We start from the raw sequence: 16,238 nt of genomic DNA, 5'->3' as shown, positions 1-16,238 counted from the left end.
ATGGGTCGCCCGTCGTATCCAGATCGACCGGGCATTGCGCGAAGCAGGTGGGGCCCGGTTCCCGAGGATCGTCATCACGACAAGGAGGCACCCCATGACGGATTCCCGATACCGCTGGATCATCGTCGCCGCGGGCGGCCTGATGGGCTGCATCGCGATCGGCGCGATGTTTTCGCTGCCGGTGTTCCTGCGCGCGATCGCGCGCGACACGGGCTGGTCGATGACCGGTATTTCCGGTGCGATGACGCTCGGCTTCATCGCGATGGCCGTCGCGAGCATGGCGTGGGGCAGCCTGTCGGACCGCATCGGCACGCGCCCGGTCGTCATGACGGGCGCCGTCCTGTTGTCGGCAAGCCTGGCGCTGGCGAGCCGCGCGCCGTCGCTACTCGCGTTCCAGCTCACTTTCGGCCTCGCCGTCGGCGGCGCGACGGCTGCGATATTCGCGCCGATGATGGCGTGCGTGACGGGCTGGTTCGACACGCACCGCAGCCTTGCGGTGTCGCTCGTGTCGGCCGGCATGGGGATGGCGCCGATGACGATGGCCCCGCTGGCCGCATGGCTGGTGTCGGTGCGCGACTGGCGCACGTCGATGCTGCTGATTGCGGCGCTGGCGGCCGTCACGATGATTCCGGTGTCGCTGCTGGTGCGCCGGGCGCCCGCGCTCGACGGCGCGAATGCGGCCCCGGCGGCACCAGCAGCGCCAGCGCCCGCCGGCGAGCCTGCGGCGATGTCGGTCGCGGATGCGCTGCGTTCGCAGCAGTTCGTCGTGCTGCTGCTGACCAACTTCTTCTGTTGCGCGACGCATTCCGGCCCGATCTTCCATACGGTGAGCTACGCGGTGACGTGCGGGATCCCGCTGATCGCCGCGGTGTCGATCTACAGCGTCGAAGGGCTTGCCGGCATGGGCGGCCGGATCGCGTTCGGGATCCTGGGCGACCGCATCGGCGCGAAGCGGATGCTGGTGGCCGGGCTGCTTGCGCAGGCGCTCGGCGCGCTCGGGTACGACTTCGTGCGCACGCTCGACGGGTTTTATGCGGTCGCGACCTTGTTCGGCTTCATCTACGCGGGCGTGATGCCGCTGTATTCGGTGCTTGCGCGCGAGAACTTCCCGCTGCGGATGATGGGCACCGTGATCGGCGGCTGCGCGATGGCCGGCAGCCTCGGGATGGCCGCGGGCCCCGTGGCCGGCGGCCTGATCGTCGATACGTTCGGCAGCTACGGCTGGCTGTACGTCGGTTCGTTCGCGATCGGCGTCGGCGCGTTCCTGATGGCGATGATGTTCCGCCCGTTCGCGAAAGCACGACCGGAAACGGTGGCTGCGTGACCCGTCGACGCGGCCTCCGTTTCAACGGATCGGCGCGGCTTGATCCGCGTTGTTGAAGAAAAAATCAGGGCCCGACATCGTGCGCGTTGGCGGGTGTCAGAACGGCTCGCGGCCCGCTGCGGCGCAGCAGAGCGGCAAAAGAGACCGATCGGCGCGCATGCGCTGCGATTCGGCCCCTAAAAATACAATATCGAGCATATATTCGAAGGGCCTGTCATACCCGCGTCACCCTGCTAGAATTCGGCCTGCCGCATTGTTCCGATTGACTGATGAGATTGCTTGACGCCCTGGTCGAACAACGTATTGCCGCCGCCGCCGCCCGGGGCGAGTTCGACGATTTGCCGGGTACCGGCGCGCCGCAGGCGCTGGATGACGACCTGCTCGTGCCCGAGGAGGTGCGGGTGGCCAACCGTATCCTGAAGAATGCGGGCTTCGTGCCGCCGGCCGTCGAGCAATTGCGCGCGCTGCGCAACCTGCATGACGAAGTGCAGGCGGTCAGCGACCGTGCCGCGCGGTGCCGGCTGCAGGCGAAGATCCTCGCACTCGACATGGCGCTCGAATCGCTGCGCGGCGGCCCGATGGTGATGCCGCGCGACTACTGCCGGCGCATCGCGGAGCGCCTGTGCGAGCGCGGGCTCGACGAAGCGCCCGCCGAAGCGGGGCCGATGTGACGTCCGACGCGCTGCACGATGCAGCCCGGTCGGCAGCCGCCCCGGCGTCCGAACCCGCCGCCGATTCTCCCGTTCCCGAAGCAGCGCCCGTATCGGCGCGCGACCTGCATTTCATGCGTCTTGCGCAGGCGGCCGCCGAAGAGGCGCGCGCGGCCGGCGAAGTGCCGGTCGGCGCGGTGCTCGTGCGTGGCGACGAAGTGATCGCACGCGGCTTCAACCATCCGATCGGCGGGCACGACCCGTCGGCCCACGCGGAAATGGCCGCGCTGCGCATGGCCGCGCAGCAACTGCAGAATTACCGGATGCCCGGCTGCGAACTGTACGTGACGCTCGAGCCGTGCCTGATGTGCGCGGGCGCGATCATGCATGCGCGCATCGCGCGGGTCGTCTACGGCGCCGCCGATCCGAAGACGGGCGCGTGCGGCAGTGTGATCGACGCTTTCGCGAATCCTCAGCTGAACCACCATACCGAAGTGACCGGCGGCGTGCTTGCCGACGAGTGCGGCGCCGCGCTGAAGTCGTTCTTCGCCGAGCGCCGTCGCGCGCTGCGCGAAGCGCGGCTGGCCCGCGATGCCGAATCCGGCGCGTCATAGGCGCGCCCGCCGCGCCCGTCGCACGGTGCGAGCCGGGCGCGCACGGTTCCGTGAACCGGCAACCGTTCGGACCCTCTAAGCAGGTTTGACGACCCCACCTCTCTTCGCCATGTCCTTCCAGCCCGCCGCGTCCTACACCATCCGCCTGCTTGCGCCATCCGGCTATCCGCACGACCCGGACGCGATCAATCGCGCGCTCGAGCGCCTCAGCACCGCGCAGCATCGCATCGAGAACATCGAAGCGACGCAGCGGCGCTTCCAGCGGTTCGGCGGCACCGACGGCGAGCGGGCAGGCGACCTGAACCGCCTTGCCGATCCCGAGCGGCCGCTGCCGGACATCGCGCTCGCGGTGCGCGGCGGCTACGGCGCCGCACGCATCCTGCACGGGCTCGACTATCGCGGGCTCGAACGCAGGCTGCGTGACCAGCCGGTCGCGCTCGTCGGCCACAGCGATTTCACGGCGCTCCAGCTCGCGCTGTACGCGAAGGCGCGCATCAAGACGTTCGGCGGCCCGATGCTGTCCGCCGATTTCGGCGCGGAAACGCCGAGCGATTTCACGATGCAGCACTTCTGGCAGACGCTGACGCAGCCGAGTACGACGATCGTCGCCGAAGCGCCGCAGGTGCAGAGCGTGGACGTGACGGGCACGCTGTGGGGCGGCAACCTCGCGATCCTCACGTCGCTCGTCGGTACGCCGTACATGCCTGACATCGAAGGCGGCATCCTGTTCATCGAAGACGTCAACGAGCAGCCGTTCCGGATCGAACGGATGATTTATCAATTGCACCTGTCGGGGCTGCTCGCGCGCCAGCAGGCGCTCGTGCTCGGCCAGTTCACCGGCGCTCGTCCGTTCGAGTACGACAACGGCTACGACATGCAGGCGATGATCGACCAGGTGCGTGCGGTGATCGGGATCCCGGTCGTGACGGGCCTCCAGTTCGGCCACGTTCCCGATCTGTTGACGCTGCCGTTCGGCGCGCAGGCGCAACTGGTCGCGAACGCGCACGGTTTCCGCCTCACTTTGTCGGACTATCCGCACCTCGGTTGACGCGGGCGCAGTCGGTCGAAAGGCGGGTTTCCCGCCTTTTTCTTTACGTAGGCGCGCAACTAACGGTCAATTATTTTCGTCGACGCCAACCGGGTCGGCGCCAGATCTTGCACCAGTTTTGTCAACAAAATTGCCTGGAGGGTATACGACGAGAGGCGCCTCCGTCTTATGTCTCAGCCTTGCCGTGCATGGATTCTGCGCATCGTGCACCGAACGGGGTCGCATCGATGCACGACGATTGTGCGCAATGCCGGAAAAGAATTGTTGACAATCTTTATGTCCGCCCTAGGATGAGGATCATCACACGATGCCGATCATGAACGAGCCCGAATCCCACCTGTCCGGTGCCGCCAGTCCCGAAGCGATCGCCGAGAGGATCCGCACGGCGATCCTCGAGCATCGACTCGCGCCCGGCGCGAAGCTGACGGAGGCGCAGCTCTGCGACGTATTCAGCGTGAAGCGCGGGACGATCCGCCAGGCGCTCGCGCAGCTCGCGACCGACAAGCTGGTCGATCTCGAGCCGAACCGCGGCGCGTTCGTTGCGAGCCCGACGCTGCAGGACGTGCACGAGGTGTTCGAGATGCGCCGGATCATCGAGCTCGCCGTGGTCGAGCGGCTGGCGACCGGGCCCGGCGCGAAGCGGCTGAAGGGCGTCGCGTCGCTGATCGAGAAGGAACGCAAGGCGTTCGAGCGGCACGACTTCGCGGCCTGGATCCGCCTGTCGGGCGAATTCCATACGGCGCTCGCCACGCTGATGGGCAATGCGACGCTCAGCGAGTGCCTCGAAGGGCTCGTCGCACGCTCGACGCTGATGTCGGCGCTGTACGAATCGCACGGGCGCAGCCCGTGTTCGTGCGACGACCACGACGAGATCCTCGCCGCGCTGGAGGCGGGCGATCCGAAGCGGGCGGTGACGCTGATGGCGCACCACCTGCAGCATGTCGAACTGAAGATGCTGGACCGGCCCGCGCAAGGGCAGGTCGATTTGCGCGAAGTGTTCGGCGGCGCCTGAGCGGCGACGCGAACCCGGCCGCGCGCCACAAGAACGAGCGAAATGCAGGCCCGCGGTGTTTGCCGCGGGCCGCTGGTCCGACTCCGGGCGTTGATCCGGAGCGATATCGATGACGGTGGAGCGGCCGCCCGGCCGCGTCAAGGAGAAGTCATGGCTCAGTTCAGTGTGGCGCACGACAGCGCCTATCCGGCGGAAGAAGGCGGCGAGGGCGGCGACCCGGCACCGCCGAATGGTTACAGCGAACGTTTGTACAACGAAGATTTGGCACCCCTGAAAAATCAGACATGGGGTTCGTACAACATCTTCGCGTTCTGGATGTCGGACGTGCACAGCGTCGGCGGCTACGTGTTCGCGGGCAGCCTGTTCGCGCTCGGGCTGACGAGCTGGCAGGTGCTGATCGCGCTGATCGCCGGGATCGGCATCGTCAACCTGCTGTGCAACCTGATCGCGCGGCCGAGCCAGCAGATCGGCGTGCCGTATCCGGTCGCGTGCCGGGCGACGTTCGGCGTGCTCGGCGCGAACGTGCCGGCCGTGATCCGCGGGCTGATCGCGATCGCGTGGTACGGCATCCAGACCTATCTCGCATCGAGTGCGCTCGTGATCGTCGTCCTGAAATTCTTCCCGCAATGGCTGCCTTACGCGGACGTGCATCGCTACGGCTTCCTCGGGCTCTCGGCGGTCGGCTGGGCCGGCTTCATGCTGCTGTGGGTGCTTCAGGCGTTCGTGTTCTGGAACGGGATGGAGACGATCAAGAAGTTCATCGACTTCGCGGGGCCGGCCGTCTACGTCGTGATGTTCATCCTCGCGGGCTACATGGTGTGGCGCGCAGGCTGGCGCAACATCGGCATCAACCTCGGCGGCGTGAAGTACCACGGCGCGGAAGTGATTCCGGTGATGATCACGGCTGTGTCGCTCGTCGTGTCGTACTTCTCCGGGCCGATGCTGAACTTCGGCGATTTCTCGCGCTACTGCCGCTCGTTCGGCGAAGTGAAGCGCGGCAATTTCTGGGGGCTGCCGGTCAACTTCCTCGCGTTCTCGCTCGTTACGGTGATCACGACGGCCGCGACGCTGCCCGTGTTCGGCGAACTCATCACCGATCCCGTCGAGACGGTCGGCCGCATCGACCATCCGACCGCGGTGATCCTCGGTGCGCTGACGTTTACGATCGCGACGATCGGCATCAACATCGTCGCGAACTTCGTGTCCCCCGCGTTCGACTTCTCGAACGTCGCGCCGCGGCTGATCAGCTGGCGCGCGGGCGGGATGCTCGCGGCCGTCGCGTCGATCTTCATCACGCCGTGGAACCTGTTCAACAACCCGGCCGTGATCCACTACACGCTCGACGTGCTCGGCGCGTTCATCGGCCCGCTGTACGGTGTGCTGATCGCCGACTTCTACCTCGTCAAGCGCGGCCGGCTCGTGCGCGACGACCTGTACACGATGTCGGAAAGCGGCACGTACTGGTACACGGGCGGTGTGAACCGCCGCGCGCTTGCCGCGCTGTTGCCGGCCGCGGTGATCGCGATCGTCTGCGTGATGGTGCCGGGCTGGCAGGGCGTCGCGAACTTCTCGTGGTTCATCGGCGCGGGGCTCGGCTTCGTGTTTTACCGGCTGCTCGTGAGCGCGAAGGCCTGAGGAGCGTGCGATGAAGATCCGACTGATCAATCCGAATACGACCCAGAGGATGACCGACGCGATGGGCCGCTGCGCGCGCGAGGTCGCGGCCGCCGGTACGGAGATCGTCGCGGTGAGCCCGCCGATGGGGCCGCCGTCGATCGAAGGGTATTACGACGAGGCGCTTGCGACGCCGGGGCTGCTCGCCGAGATCGCGCAGGGCGAGCGCGACGGCTGTGACGCGTACGTCATCGCGTGCTTCGGCGATCCCGGCCTCTACGCGGCGCGCGAGCTGGCACGCGGGCCGGTAATCGGCATTGCCGAGGCCGCGATGCATGCGGCGAGCGTGCTCGCGCCGGGCTTCTCGGTCGTCACGACGCTCGCGCGCACCTGCGGGATGGCATGGCATCTCGCCGAGCGCTACGGGATGAAGCGGTTCTGCCGCAACGTGCGCGCGACCGACGTGGCCGTGCTCGAACTCGACCGGCCGGGCTCGGCCGCGCGCCGGATCATCGTCGACGAATGTCGGCGCGCACTCGACGAGGACGGCGCCGACGCGATCGTGCTTGGCTGCGCGGGGATGGCCGAGTTCGCGCACGAGATCGAGCAGCAGATCGGCGCGCCGGTGGTCGAGGGCGTCACCGCGGCCGTCAAGTGGGCCGAGGCGCTCGTCGCGCTGCGCCTCGCGACCGCGAAGCGCGGCGACTACGCGCGGCCGCTGCCGAAGCGCTATGACGGCGCGTTCGCCCGCTTCAGCCCGCCGGACGGGGATGCGGCCGAACCGGTCCCGAATTTGCCGCAACCGCACATACACACCGTCTGACACGCACTATCTGCGCCGCTGTATGGGCGCGTATGGGCGTTTTCGCTACACTGGGCCGTCATCGCATCGGCTTGCGCAGCCGGCCTCCGGCACCCGCGCAGTCGATGCGAACCCATTATTTCAGCGAGCTTTCGCCGCATTCGAACCATGTCACTCGATCCCAACTATCCTCGCGACCTGATCGGCTACGGCCGCCATCCCGTTCAGGCGAACTGGCCGGGGCGCGCCCGCGTCGCCGTGCAATTCGTGCTGAACTACGAGGAGGGCGGCGAGAACTGCGTGCTGCACGGCGATCCGGGCTCCGAGCAGTTCCTGTCGGAAATCGTCGGCGCGGCCGCGTATCCCGACCGCCACATGAGCATGGAGTCGATCTATGAATATGGATCGCGGGCCGGCGTCTGGCGCATCCTGCGCGAATTCGAGAAGCGCGGGATGCCGCTGACGGTATTCGGCGTCGGCATGGCGATCGAGCGCCACCCGGAACTCGCGCGCGCATTCGTCGAGCTGGGTCATGAAATCGCGTGCCACGGCTGGCGCTGGATTCACTACCAGAGCATGACGCCGGAACTCGAGGCCGAGCACATGCGCCTCGGGATGGAAGCGATCGAGCGCGTGACGGGCGAGCGCCCGCTCGGCTGGTACACCGGCCGCGACAGCCCCAATACGCACCGCCTCGTCGCGGAATACGGCGGCTTCCTGTACGACTCCGACAACTACGGCGACGACCTGCCGTTCTGGATGGACGTCGACGTGTCGGGCGGCAAGAAGTCGCCGCAGCTGATCGTGCCGTACACGCTCGACACGAACGACATGCGCTTCGCGACGCCGCAGGGCTTCAACACCGGCGATCACTTCTTCGACTACCTGCGCGACGCATTCGACGTGCTGTACGCGGAGGGCGACGAAGCGCCGAAGATGCTGTCGATCGGCATGCACTGCCGGTTGCTCGGCCGGCCGGGCCGATTCCGCGGGCTGCAGCGGTTCCTCGATCACATCGAGAAACACGATCGCGTATGGGTGACGCGCCGTGTCGATATCGCGCGTCACTGGCGTGAACATCATCCGTATCAGCCCAACCATCGAAACGAAGGGAAAGCATGAAGGCGATGCGCTACACGTTGGAACAACTGAACACGATGGCGCCGAGCGCATTTGTCGCGGCGTTGTCGGGGATTTTCGAACATTCGCCGTGGGTGGCCGAAGTCGCCGCGGGCGAGCGACCGTTCGCGAGCATCGACGCGCTGCACAAGACGATGTCGGGCGCGGTGGAAACGAGCGGCGAAGTGCGCCAGCTCGCACTGATCAATGCTCACCCGGAGCTGGCCGGCAAGGCTGCGGTGCGCGGCGAGCTGACCGCCGAGTCGACGCGCGAGCAGAGCGGCGCGGGCCTCGACCAGTGCACGCAGGAAGAGTTCGACAAGCTGCTGACGCTGAACCGCACGTATCGCGAGAAGTTCGGCTTTCCGTTCATCCTCGCGGTGCGCGGCTATGACCGGCACGGCATCATCGCGAACTTCGAATCGCGCGTGAATCATTCGCGCACCGAGGAACTGCGGGCGAGCCTCGACCAGATCTACCGGATCGCGCGCTTTCGCCTCGACGACCTGATCGACGCCTGACATCGCAATACGGCCTGCTGCGGCGCAGCGGCCTGATCGCATCACTGAAACCAAGGAAACATCATGGCTGTTCCGCTTCTCGATCCCAACGCACCCGACTTCACGCGGCGCTACGTGAACCTTGCCGACCCGCGCCTCGGTGCGCAGGCGCTCGAAGCCAGCGACGATTTCTTCGCGCCGAAGGACCGGATGCTGAACCCCGAGCCGGCCGTCTTCATCCCCGGCAAGTACGACGACCACGGCAAGTGGATGGACGGCTGGGAAACGCGCCGCAAGCGCACGACGGGCTACGACTGGTGCATCGTCAAGCTCGCGCGCCCGGGCGTGATCAAGGGCTTCGACATCGATACGAGCCACTTCACCGGCAACTTTCCGCCGGCCGCGTCGATCGAGGCCGCGTTCGTGGCCGACGGCGCGCCGACGCATGCGACCGAGTGGGTCGAGATCGTGCCGTCGACGACGTTGCAGGGCAACAGCCATCACTACGTCGAAGCGAGCGATGCGCGAGCGTTTACGCACCTGCGCGTGAACATCTATCCGGACGGCGGCATTGCACGCCTGCGCGTGTACGGCCAGCCGCAGCTCGACTGGGCCGGCGCGAGCGCGACCGAGCAGTTCGATCTCGCGGCGATGGAAAACGGCGGTTACGTGGTGGCCGCGAACAACCAGCACTTCGGCGTCGCGTCGAACCTGCTGCTGCCGGGCCGCGGCGTGAACATGGGCGACGGCTGGGAAACCCGCCGCCGCCGCGAACCGGGCAACGACTGGGCGATCATTGCGCTCGCGCAGCCGGGGGTGATCCGCAAGATCGAAGTCGATACCGCGTTCTTCAAGGGCAACTACCCGGATCGCTGCTCGATCCAGGCCGCGTACGTGTCGGGCGGCACGGACAGCTCGCTGATCACGCAGTCGATGTTCTGGCCCGTGCTGCTCGGCGAACAGAAGCTGCAGATGGACAAGCAGCACTACTTCGAACAGGACATCGCGTCGCTCGGCCCCATCACGCACGTGCGGCTGAACATCATTCCGGACGGCGGCGTGTCGCGGTTGCGTCTGTGGGGGACGCTCGACAAATGAAGACGCTTGTTATCGAACCGCTGACCAAGGAAGCGTTCGCGCCGTTCGGCGACGTGATCGAAACGGAAGGGGCGAAGCAGATCCCGATCAACCTCGGCACCACGATCCGCTTTCACGATCTCGCGAAAGTCGACGTGAACGATGAAGGCGGCCGCACGCTCGTCAACCTGTTCCGCGGCCAGCCGCGCACGCTGCCGTTCGAAGTGAAGATGCTGGAGCGGCACCCGCTCGGCAGCCAGGCCTTCGTGCCGCTGAACGACCAGCCGTATCTCGTCGTCGTGGCGCCCGCGGGCGATCTCGATCCGGCGAAGATCCGCGCGTTCGTGACGAGCGGGTGGCAGGGCGTCAACTATGCGAAGGGCGTGTGGCATCACCCGCTGATCGCGCTGGGCGGCGTCAGCGATTTCATCGTCGTCGATCGCGGCGGCGACGGCCTGAACCTGAATGAGCAGGACCTGCGGGAATCGCTGTGGCTCACCGACGAGGCGCTGCACGCGCTGACGGCCTGAGTCACCGGCGTTTCTACCGTCATCCGATGAAACCCGCGCATCGTGCGCGGGTTTTTTTATGCGCGGCCGCTTCGGCGAGGTTCAGGTCGCCGCATTGTTACGCGTGTCGCGCGACCTGTCGACGCCGCGACGCCGGTTCGCAAGCGGCGCGTGGCGAGTATCACGTCGTGTATCCGGCGCGCACGCAGGACGATCCGCGTACCGCCGCATTGCGCGACTGGCTCGCGGACGAAGTCGCGACGATGCGCGCGTAGCGGTGGTGCCTGCGCGTGCTATCGTGCCCGCATCGCCACCGCACGACGTCCGGTTCCGGACGTGTTCCTCCGATGAGCCAACCTGAAAACGACCTCGCGATCCTGCTGCGCACGATGCAACCCGAACTGCATCCGGGCGCGTTCGATTTCGTATCGCTGCCGACCGATGCAGACGTATCGTTATCCGAAACCATTGCAACGTTTCGAGAAGCGGAAGGCTTGACGGTCGTCGTCTGCGAGGAGGTGGCCGCGCGTCGCGGCTGGCCGGTGCTGTTCCGCGCCGCGTGGATCACGCTGACCGTGCATTCCGATCTCGCTGCCGTCGGGCTCACCGCGGCGTTCGCGCGGGCGCTCGGCGTGGCCGGGATCAGTTGCAACGTGATGGCCGCCGCGTATCACGATCACATCTTCGTGCCGTTCGATGACGGCCCGCGCGCGCTCGATACGCTCGTCGCGCTTCAGCGCGACGCGATGCGCGGCTGACGCGCGAAGGGCGTCCGGGACACGCAAAAAAGAAGAACGGGCCCGTCACCGGGCCCGCGAACGGAGAGGATGGCGCCGGAAACGACTCACGGCGCACGGCGGCTTACTTGCTCGCGCCGCTCTCGAACCAGGCGGCGAGCTTCGTGCGCTCGTCGTCGGTCATGTGCGTGACGTTGCCGATCGGCATCGCCTTCAGGCGCACGGCCTGTTCGTAGATGCGCTGCGCATTCTTCGACACTTCGTCCGGCGTGTCGAACATCACACCTGCGGGCGCGCTGCCCATCAGCGTCGGCTTGGCCGAGTGGCACTCGATGCAGCGCTGCTGCAGGATCGGCATGATGTCGTTGATCACGACCTTCGGTGCGTTCGCGGCCTGCGCTTCCGGTGCGATCGGCTTCGGCATCGTCCACACCAGCGCACCCGACAGCAGTGCGACGCCGCCGATCGGCAGGTACCACAGCTGCTTGCCGCGGTGACGCATCACGAAGAACTGGCGGATCAGTGCGCCGGCCAGCATGATCATCACGAGCACGACCCAGTTGAACTTGTTCGTGTAGGTCATTGCATAGTGGTTCGACAGCATCGCGAACACGACCGGCAGCGTGAAGTACGTGTTGTGAACCGAACGCTGCTTGCCGCGCTTGCCGTAGATCGGGTTCGGCTCTTCGCCCTTGAGCATCTTGTCGACCATCTTGCGCTGGCCGGGGATGATCACGAAGAACACGTTCGCCGACATGATCGTCGCGAGCATCGCGCCGACGATCAGGTACGCCGCACGACCCGCGAAGATGTGGCACGCGAGGTAGGCGGCGGCGACCACGTAGATGCCGACGCAGATGCCGAGCACGCGGTCGTTGGTGCCGAGGATGCGGCACAGCGAGTCGTAGACGATCCAGCCGGCCGCGAGGAAGCCGAGTGCGGAGGCGACGGCGACCACCGGGCCCATGTCGAGCACGCTCTTGTCGATCAGGTACGTGTTCGGCGCGAGCAGGTACAGCACGAAGAACAGCGAGAAGCCCGACAGCCAGGTCGTGTACGACGGCCACTTCGACCAGTGCAGGTCATCCGGCATTTCCGGCGGGGCGACGGTGTACTTCTGCATGTTGTAGAAACCGCCGCCGTGGACGTGCCACAGCTCGCCGAACACACCGCGCTTGCGCTGGTTCGGGTCGGTCGGCGGTTTCAGGCTGTTGTCGAGCGCGACGAAATAGAAGGACTCGCCGATCCACGCAATGGCGACGATGACGTGCAGCCATCGCAATGCGAGGTTTAGCCAGTCGGTGATGAAGCCTTCCATGAAACTCCTCCAGACTCAGATTTTGTCTTGATGCGGGCGCTGATGCGTATGTCAGCTGCCGCGATAGGTGCTGTACGACCACGGCGACACGAGCAGCGGCACGTGGTAGTGCGAGCCGGCGTCGGCGATGCCGAAGCGCAGCACGACGCGATCGACGAAACGGGGTTCGGGCACCTTCACGCCGAGCGACGCGAAGTAGTCGCCGGCATGGAACACGAGTTCGTATTCGCCGGCGGCGAGCGCGGCGCCTTCGAGCAGGGGTTCGTCGCAGCGGCCGTCGCTATTGGTCAGCACGGTCTTGATCGCGCGGCGCGATTCGCCGTCGAGCGCGTAGAGGTCAACCTTGATTGCAGCGCCGGGACGGCCGTGCGCCGTATCGAGTACGTGGGTAGTGAGCTTTCCCATTCGCAATTGTCCTTGTGTGAATGCGAGGTTCGGCGGCGACTCGATCCATTGACTGTGCGGCGGATCGAGGCTCCACGTCACGTGGCTACATACCCGTCGGCGAGATTGAAGCGAGCGCCGTGCAGGTATTGTAAAAAGGTTCCCCGCGCAAATACGGGCGCGATATCAAAGATAATGCGCCGCGCATGAGCGGCTGTCGACGGCACGCCGGATACGGCTTCCGGCGGGCGTTTCGGCGCACCGGCGGGGCGTTGCGCGGCGTACCATATCGAAACCGTGAATCGCGGTATTCCGGATCGCGCATTGTGTGCGGCGCGTGCTTGGGCGATCCTGCCGCCGTGCGCGTCGGCCGGTGGCCCGCGCGTACCCCGAAGACGGCGAGCACGCCGGGTAACCGGGCCAGGGCGTTCGAACGGACGCAGGCACCGGAGCGTGCCGCGATTCAGCGTTCGAACGGCTGTGTGACCGTCCTCAGGATCCTCCCCTGGGGGCAGACCGACGCGGAGAACGCATGAACCTCGAGCAGCACGCTGGCGCACGCGCGCCGAACACGAACACTTCCCCATCCCGTCCGAAAACCCTGCTGGTCAAGCACGCCGACGTGCTCGTGACCATGGACGACGCGCGCCGCGAATTGCGCGACGCGGGGCTCTACATCGAAGACAACCGGATCGTCGCGGTCGCCCCGACCGCCGAGCTGCCCGCTACGGCCGACGAAGTGCTCGACCTGCGCGGCCACCTCGTGATCCCGGGGCTCGTGAACACGCATCACCACATGTACCAGAGCCTGACGCGCGCGGTGCCGGCGGCGCAGAACGCCGAACTGTTCGGCTGGCTCACGAACCTGTACAAGATCTGGGCGCACCTGACGCCCGAGATGATCGAGGTGTCGACGCTCACCGCGATGGCCGAGCTGCTGCAGTCGGGCTGCACGACGTCGAGCGATCATCTGTACATCTACCCGAACGGCAGCCGCCTTGACGACAGCATCGGCGCCGCGCAGCGGATCGGCATGCGTTTTCATGCGAGCCGTGGCGCGATGAGCGTCGGCCAGCGCGACGGCGGGCTGCCGCCCGATTCCGTCGTCGAGCGCGAGGCCGACATCCTGCGCGACACGCAGCGCCTGATCGAGACCTATCACGACGAAGGCCGGTACGCGATGCTGCGCGTGGTCGTCGCACCGTGCTCGCCGTTCTCGGTGAGCCGCGACCTGATGCGCGACGCGGCCGTGCTCGCCCGCGAATACGGCGTGTCGCTGCACACGCACCTCGCGGAGAACGTCAACGACATCGCGTACAGCCGCGAGAAATTCGGCATGACGCCCGCCGAATATGCGGAAGATCTCGGCTGGGTCGGTCACGACGTGTGGCATGCGCACTGCGTGCAGCTCGACGATGCGGGCATCGGCCTGTTCGCGCGCACCGGCACGGGTGTCGCGCATTGTCCATGCTCGAACATGCGGCTCGCGTCGGGTATCGCGCCGGTGAAGAAGATGCGTCTCGCAGGTGTGCCGGTCGGCCTCGGTGTCGACGGCTCCGCGTCGAACGACGGCGCGCAGATGGTTGCGGAAGTGCGGCAGGCGCTGCTGCTGCAGCGGGTCGGTTTCGGGCCCGATGCGATGACCGCGCGCGAAGCGCTCGAGATTGCGACGCTCGGCGGCGCGAAGGTGCTGAACCGTGACGATATCGGCGCGCTGAAGCCCGGCATGGCCGCGGACTTCGCCGCATTCGACCTGCGCCAGCCGCTGTTCGCGGGTGCGCTGCACGATCCGGTTGCGGCGCTCGTGTTCTGCGCGCCGTCGCAGACGGCATACACGGTGGTGAACGGGAAGGTGGTGGTGCGGGAAGGGCGATTGGCGACGATCGACTTGCCGCCCGTGATCGAGCGCCACAACGCGCTTGCGCACGCGCTCGTCGCGGCATCGCGCTGAAGCAATCCTGAAGCCGGGCTGCGGCGGCCTGGCCGAGCCTGCCGCTGGCGCGCCATCGCGCCGCGCCCGTAACGGCGCGGGCGGCGTGTGCCGTTACGCCTCGATCAGCGTGCGGGTGGCTTCGGCGACAAGGCTGCGCAGCCAGCGCACTTCGTCGGAGTAGTGGCAGCGCTCGTGCCACAGCTGGTAGTACTGCATCGGCGGGAAGTCGAGCGGCGCGGGCACGACCGACAGCGGCAGGAACTTCGCGTAGTGATCGGCGAACAGGCGCGTCGTCGTGAAGATCAGGTCGGACTTCACGAGCACGTACGGTGCGAGGTTGAAGTACGGCAGCGTGACGACCACATGGCGCTTGAGCCGTTCGCGCGCGAGATGTACGTCGATCGCGCCGCGCTGGCCGACCGAGTAAGGCGTCGGCGCGAGATGCGGTGCGTTCAGGTACTGGTCGAGCGTGAGCCCGCCACGCTTCGCGAACGGGTGCGTGTTGCTCATCAGGCAGACGATTTCGTCGACGAACAGGTTCGACAGGTGCAACTGCTCGGGCGGTTCGGGCCAGTTGCCGACGACGATGTCGAGCTTGCCGTCTTCCAGCGCGAGTTCGTAGTCGAACGCGGGGCCGAGCGAATGGAATTCGAGCGTTGCGTTCGGCGCGGCCTGGCGAAAGCGCTCGACGACGGTCGGCACGAACAGCACGTTCAGGTAGTCGGGGCAGCCGATCCGGTAGCAGCGGATCGACGTGGCCGGGTCGAAGTTGTGCTGCTGGAACTTGATGCGCTCGATTTCACGCAGCGCATTCTGCACGGGCTCGAGCAGGCGCAGCCCGTATTCGGTCGGCACCATGCCGGATTTGCCGCGCACCAGCAGCGGATCGCCGGTAATGTCGCGCAGGCGCCGCAGCGCGGCGCTGATCGCCGGTTGCGACTGGTTCAGTTTGACGGCCGCGCGCGTGACGCTGCGCTCCATCAACAAGGTGTGCAAGACGCGCAAGAGGTACGTGTCGATCGCCTCGCGTTGCTGACTCATGATTTCTCCGGGTTATATGTCTGGGCTGATCGAGGGGTACTGTGGGTATATCGTTTTTAATATGAACGAAAATCAGCGTCAAGAGATGGATACCCGCAGGCACCCGCCGGCCGGGCATGGACAAGGGGCCCGAACGGGGCGGAATGCGGGGCGCGCGGCGCCGCGCGGATGCGCGGGGCGCGTATCCGGATCGCGGCGCGGCGTGTGATGTGGCGTGCGCGTCAGTCGTCGATGCGCATGCCGACCTTCAGCGTCACTTGCCAGTGCACGACCTGGTCGCCTTCGATGTGGCCGCGCGTTTCGGTTACCTGAAACCAGTGCAGGTTGTGCAGCGTCTTGCCGGCTTTCGAGATCGCGTTGCGGATGGCATCGTCACTTGATTGCCGCGACGAACCGGTCAGCTCGATCATCTTGTACACGTGCTCGCTCATGATGCGCTCCCTGGGATATCGGTATGGATTGCCGGTGCAAGCCGTGGTCCCGAGGCGGCGCCGCGCGTGCCCGGCTTCTTGAGTGATAGGTATGATGGGCGGCAAGTTCAACCCATATCGGAGAC

17 protein-coding genes are annotated in these 16,238 nt (G+C 66.4%); 13 read left to right on the top strand and 4 right to left on the bottom strand.

Translation table 11 applies throughout. The annotated features are described in order from the left end of the window. Positions 1-94 precede the first annotated feature (94 nt). The 12 genes from ACPTTC_RS11590 (at position 95) to ACPTTC_RS11535 (ending at position 11,027) form a co-directional block, all read left to right on the top strand. The gene (locus ACPTTC_RS11590) at positions 95-1,324 is read left to right on the top strand and encodes an MFS transporter (RefSeq protein ID WP_423392562.1); all 1,230 of its coding nucleotides are present in this window, start codon (positions 95-97) and stop codon (positions 1,322-1,324) included. A 269-nt stretch (positions 1,325-1,593) separates the two neighbouring features. Then, positions 1,594-1,995 (top strand): DnaJ family domain-containing protein, encoded by a 402-nt coding sequence (locus tag ACPTTC_RS11585; protein ID WP_012328731.1) that lies wholly within the window; start codon positions 1,594-1,596, stop codon positions 1,993-1,995. Beyond that, complete coding sequence (gene tadA, locus ACPTTC_RS11580) at positions 1,992-2,588, top strand: tRNA adenosine(34) deaminase TadA (RefSeq protein WP_423392561.1); 597 nt, start codon at positions 1,992-1,994, stop codon at positions 2,586-2,588. The genes ACPTTC_RS11585 and tadA overlap by 4 nt, the downstream gene beginning before the upstream one ends. A gap of 109 nt (positions 2,589-2,697) precedes the next feature. Then, the gene (ldcA, locus tag ACPTTC_RS11575; protein ID WP_226196820.1) at positions 2,698-3,636 is read left to right on the top strand and encodes a muramoyltetrapeptide carboxypeptidase; all 939 of its coding nucleotides are present in this window, start codon (positions 2,698-2,700) and stop codon (positions 3,634-3,636) included. Between the two features lie 307 nt (positions 3,637-3,943). After that, entirely contained in the window at positions 3,944-4,648 is a 705-nt protein-coding gene (locus ACPTTC_RS11570) for a GntR family transcriptional regulator (protein WP_175953363.1), read from the top strand. 150 nt (positions 4,649-4,798) lie between these two features. Beyond that, positions 4,799-6,283, top strand: coding sequence for an NCS1 family nucleobase:cation symporter-1 (locus ACPTTC_RS11565; protein ID WP_423392560.1), 1,485 nt, complete (start codon positions 4,799-4,801; stop codon positions 6,281-6,283). A 10-nt stretch (positions 6,284-6,293) separates the two neighbouring features. Beyond that, on the top strand, positions 6,294-7,085 hold the full coding sequence (locus ACPTTC_RS11560) for an aspartate/glutamate racemase family protein (RefSeq protein WP_174960932.1): 792 nt from the start codon (positions 6,294-6,296) through the stop codon (positions 7,083-7,085). A 147-nt stretch (positions 7,086-7,232) separates the two neighbouring features. Next, entirely contained in the window at positions 7,233-8,186 is a 954-nt protein-coding gene (gene puuE, locus ACPTTC_RS11555) for an allantoinase PuuE (RefSeq protein WP_043187981.1), read from the top strand. Next, positions 8,183-8,704, top strand: coding sequence for a 2-oxo-4-hydroxy-4-carboxy-5-ureidoimidazoline decarboxylase (gene uraD, locus ACPTTC_RS11550; RefSeq protein WP_089425659.1), 522 nt, complete (start codon positions 8,183-8,185; stop codon positions 8,702-8,704). Before puuE ends, uraD begins: the two co-directional genes overlap by 4 nt. A gap of 63 nt (positions 8,705-8,767) precedes the next feature. Continuing rightward, entirely contained in the window at positions 8,768-9,781 is a 1,014-nt protein-coding gene (gene alc, locus ACPTTC_RS11545; protein WP_175953361.1) for an allantoicase, read from the top strand. Beyond that, a complete protein-coding gene (locus tag ACPTTC_RS11540) occupies positions 9,778-10,290 on the top strand; it encodes an ureidoglycolate lyase (protein WP_423392559.1) in 513 nt (170 codons plus the stop codon). The genes alc and ACPTTC_RS11540 overlap by 4 nt, the downstream gene beginning before the upstream one ends. Positions 10,291-10,616: 326 nt before the next feature. Beyond that, positions 10,617-11,027, top strand: coding sequence for an ACT domain-containing protein (locus ACPTTC_RS11535; RefSeq protein WP_423392558.1), 411 nt, complete (start codon positions 10,617-10,619; stop codon positions 11,025-11,027). Between the two features lie 103 nt (positions 11,028-11,130). Here ACPTTC_RS11535 and ACPTTC_RS11530 read toward each other — a convergent pair whose 3' ends face one another. Together ACPTTC_RS11530 and uraH are read right to left on the bottom strand one after the other, a co-directional pair. Next, positions 11,131-12,324: a urate hydroxylase PuuD gene (locus tag ACPTTC_RS11530; RefSeq protein ID WP_423392557.1), complete on the bottom strand. Its 1,194-nt coding sequence runs from the start codon at positions 12,322-12,324 to the stop codon at positions 11,131-11,133. A gap of 51 nt (positions 12,325-12,375) precedes the next feature. Further along, positions 12,376-12,729, bottom strand: coding sequence for a hydroxyisourate hydrolase (gene uraH / locus ACPTTC_RS11525; protein ID WP_175947483.1), 354 nt, complete (start codon positions 12,727-12,729; stop codon positions 12,376-12,378). 511 nt (positions 12,730-13,240) lie between these two features. On the opposite strand from uraH, the gene ACPTTC_RS11520 reads away from it, so the two are divergent. Further along, positions 13,241-14,659, top strand: a complete 1,419-nt coding sequence (locus ACPTTC_RS11520; RefSeq protein WP_423392556.1) for an 8-oxoguanine deaminase — start codon at positions 13,241-13,243, stop codon at positions 14,657-14,659. A gap of 93 nt (positions 14,660-14,752) precedes the next feature. On the opposite strand, the gene ACPTTC_RS11515 is transcribed toward ACPTTC_RS11520, so the two are convergent. Both ACPTTC_RS11515 and ACPTTC_RS11510 read right to left on the bottom strand, forming a co-directional pair. Continuing rightward, positions 14,753-15,682, bottom strand: coding sequence for a LysR substrate-binding domain-containing protein (locus tag ACPTTC_RS11515; RefSeq protein WP_006762467.1), 930 nt, complete (start codon positions 15,680-15,682; stop codon positions 14,753-14,755). Between the two features lie 221 nt (positions 15,683-15,903). Then, positions 15,904-16,113, bottom strand: a complete 210-nt coding sequence (locus tag ACPTTC_RS11510) for a dodecin (RefSeq protein ID WP_034199458.1) — start codon at positions 16,111-16,113, stop codon at positions 15,904-15,906. Positions 16,114-16,238: the final 125 nt, after the last annotated feature.

It is taken from the genome of Burkholderia mycopellens (genome assembly GCF_964265025.1).
Taxonomy (GTDB): domain Bacteria; phylum Pseudomonadota; class Gammaproteobacteria; order Burkholderiales; family Burkholderiaceae; genus Burkholderia.
This window is presented reverse-complemented; position numbering and strand designations above follow the sequence as displayed.

Bases quoted from the DNA above. Each gene is read 5' to 3' on its own strand.
- ldcA (WP_226196820.1), top strand. From the start codon at position 2,698: ATGTCCTTCCAGCCCGCCGCGTCCTACACCATCCGCCTGCTTGCGCCA.
- ACPTTC_RS11510 (WP_034199458.1), bottom strand. From the start codon at position 16,113: ATGAGCGAGCACGTGTACAAGATGATCGAGCTGACCGGTTCGTCGCGG.
- ACPTTC_RS11515 (WP_006762467.1), bottom strand. From the start codon at position 15,682: ATGAGTCAGCAACGCGAGGCGATCGACACGTACCTCTTGCGCGTCTTG.
- ACPTTC_RS11535 (WP_423392558.1), top strand. From the start codon at position 10,617: ATGAGCCAACCTGAAAACGACCTCGCGATCCTGCTGCGCACGATGCAA.
- puuE (WP_043187981.1), top strand. From the start codon at position 7,233: ATGTCACTCGATCCCAACTATCCTCGCGACCTGATCGGCTACGGCCGC.
- alc (WP_175953361.1), top strand. From the start codon at position 8,768: ATGGCTGTTCCGCTTCTCGATCCCAACGCACCCGACTTCACGCGGCGC.
- uraD (WP_089425659.1), top strand. From the start codon at position 8,183: ATGAAGGCGATGCGCTACACGTTGGAACAACTGAACACGATGGCGCCG.
- uraH (WP_175947483.1), bottom strand. From the start codon at position 12,729: ATGGGAAAGCTCACTACCCACGTACTCGATACGGCGCACGGCCGTCCC.
- ACPTTC_RS11585 (WP_012328731.1), top strand. From the start codon at position 1,594: ATGAGATTGCTTGACGCCCTGGTCGAACAACGTATTGCCGCCGCCGCC.
- ACPTTC_RS11520 (WP_423392556.1), top strand. From the start codon at position 13,241: ATGAACCTCGAGCAGCACGCTGGCGCACGCGCGCCGAACACGAACACT.
- ACPTTC_RS11540 (WP_423392559.1), top strand. From the start codon at position 9,778: ATGAAGACGCTTGTTATCGAACCGCTGACCAAGGAAGCGTTCGCGCCG.
- ACPTTC_RS11590 (WP_423392562.1), top strand. From the start codon at position 95: ATGACGGATTCCCGATACCGCTGGATCATCGTCGCCGCGGGCGGCCTG.
- ACPTTC_RS11570 (WP_175953363.1), top strand. From the start codon at position 3,944: ATGCCGATCATGAACGAGCCCGAATCCCACCTGTCCGGTGCCGCCAGT.
- ACPTTC_RS11530 (WP_423392557.1), bottom strand. From the start codon at position 12,324: ATGGAAGGCTTCATCACCGACTGGCTAAACCTCGCATTGCGATGGCTG.
- ACPTTC_RS11560 (WP_174960932.1), top strand. From the start codon at position 6,294: ATGAAGATCCGACTGATCAATCCGAATACGACCCAGAGGATGACCGAC.
- ACPTTC_RS11565 (WP_423392560.1), top strand. From the start codon at position 4,799: ATGGCTCAGTTCAGTGTGGCGCACGACAGCGCCTATCCGGCGGAAGAA.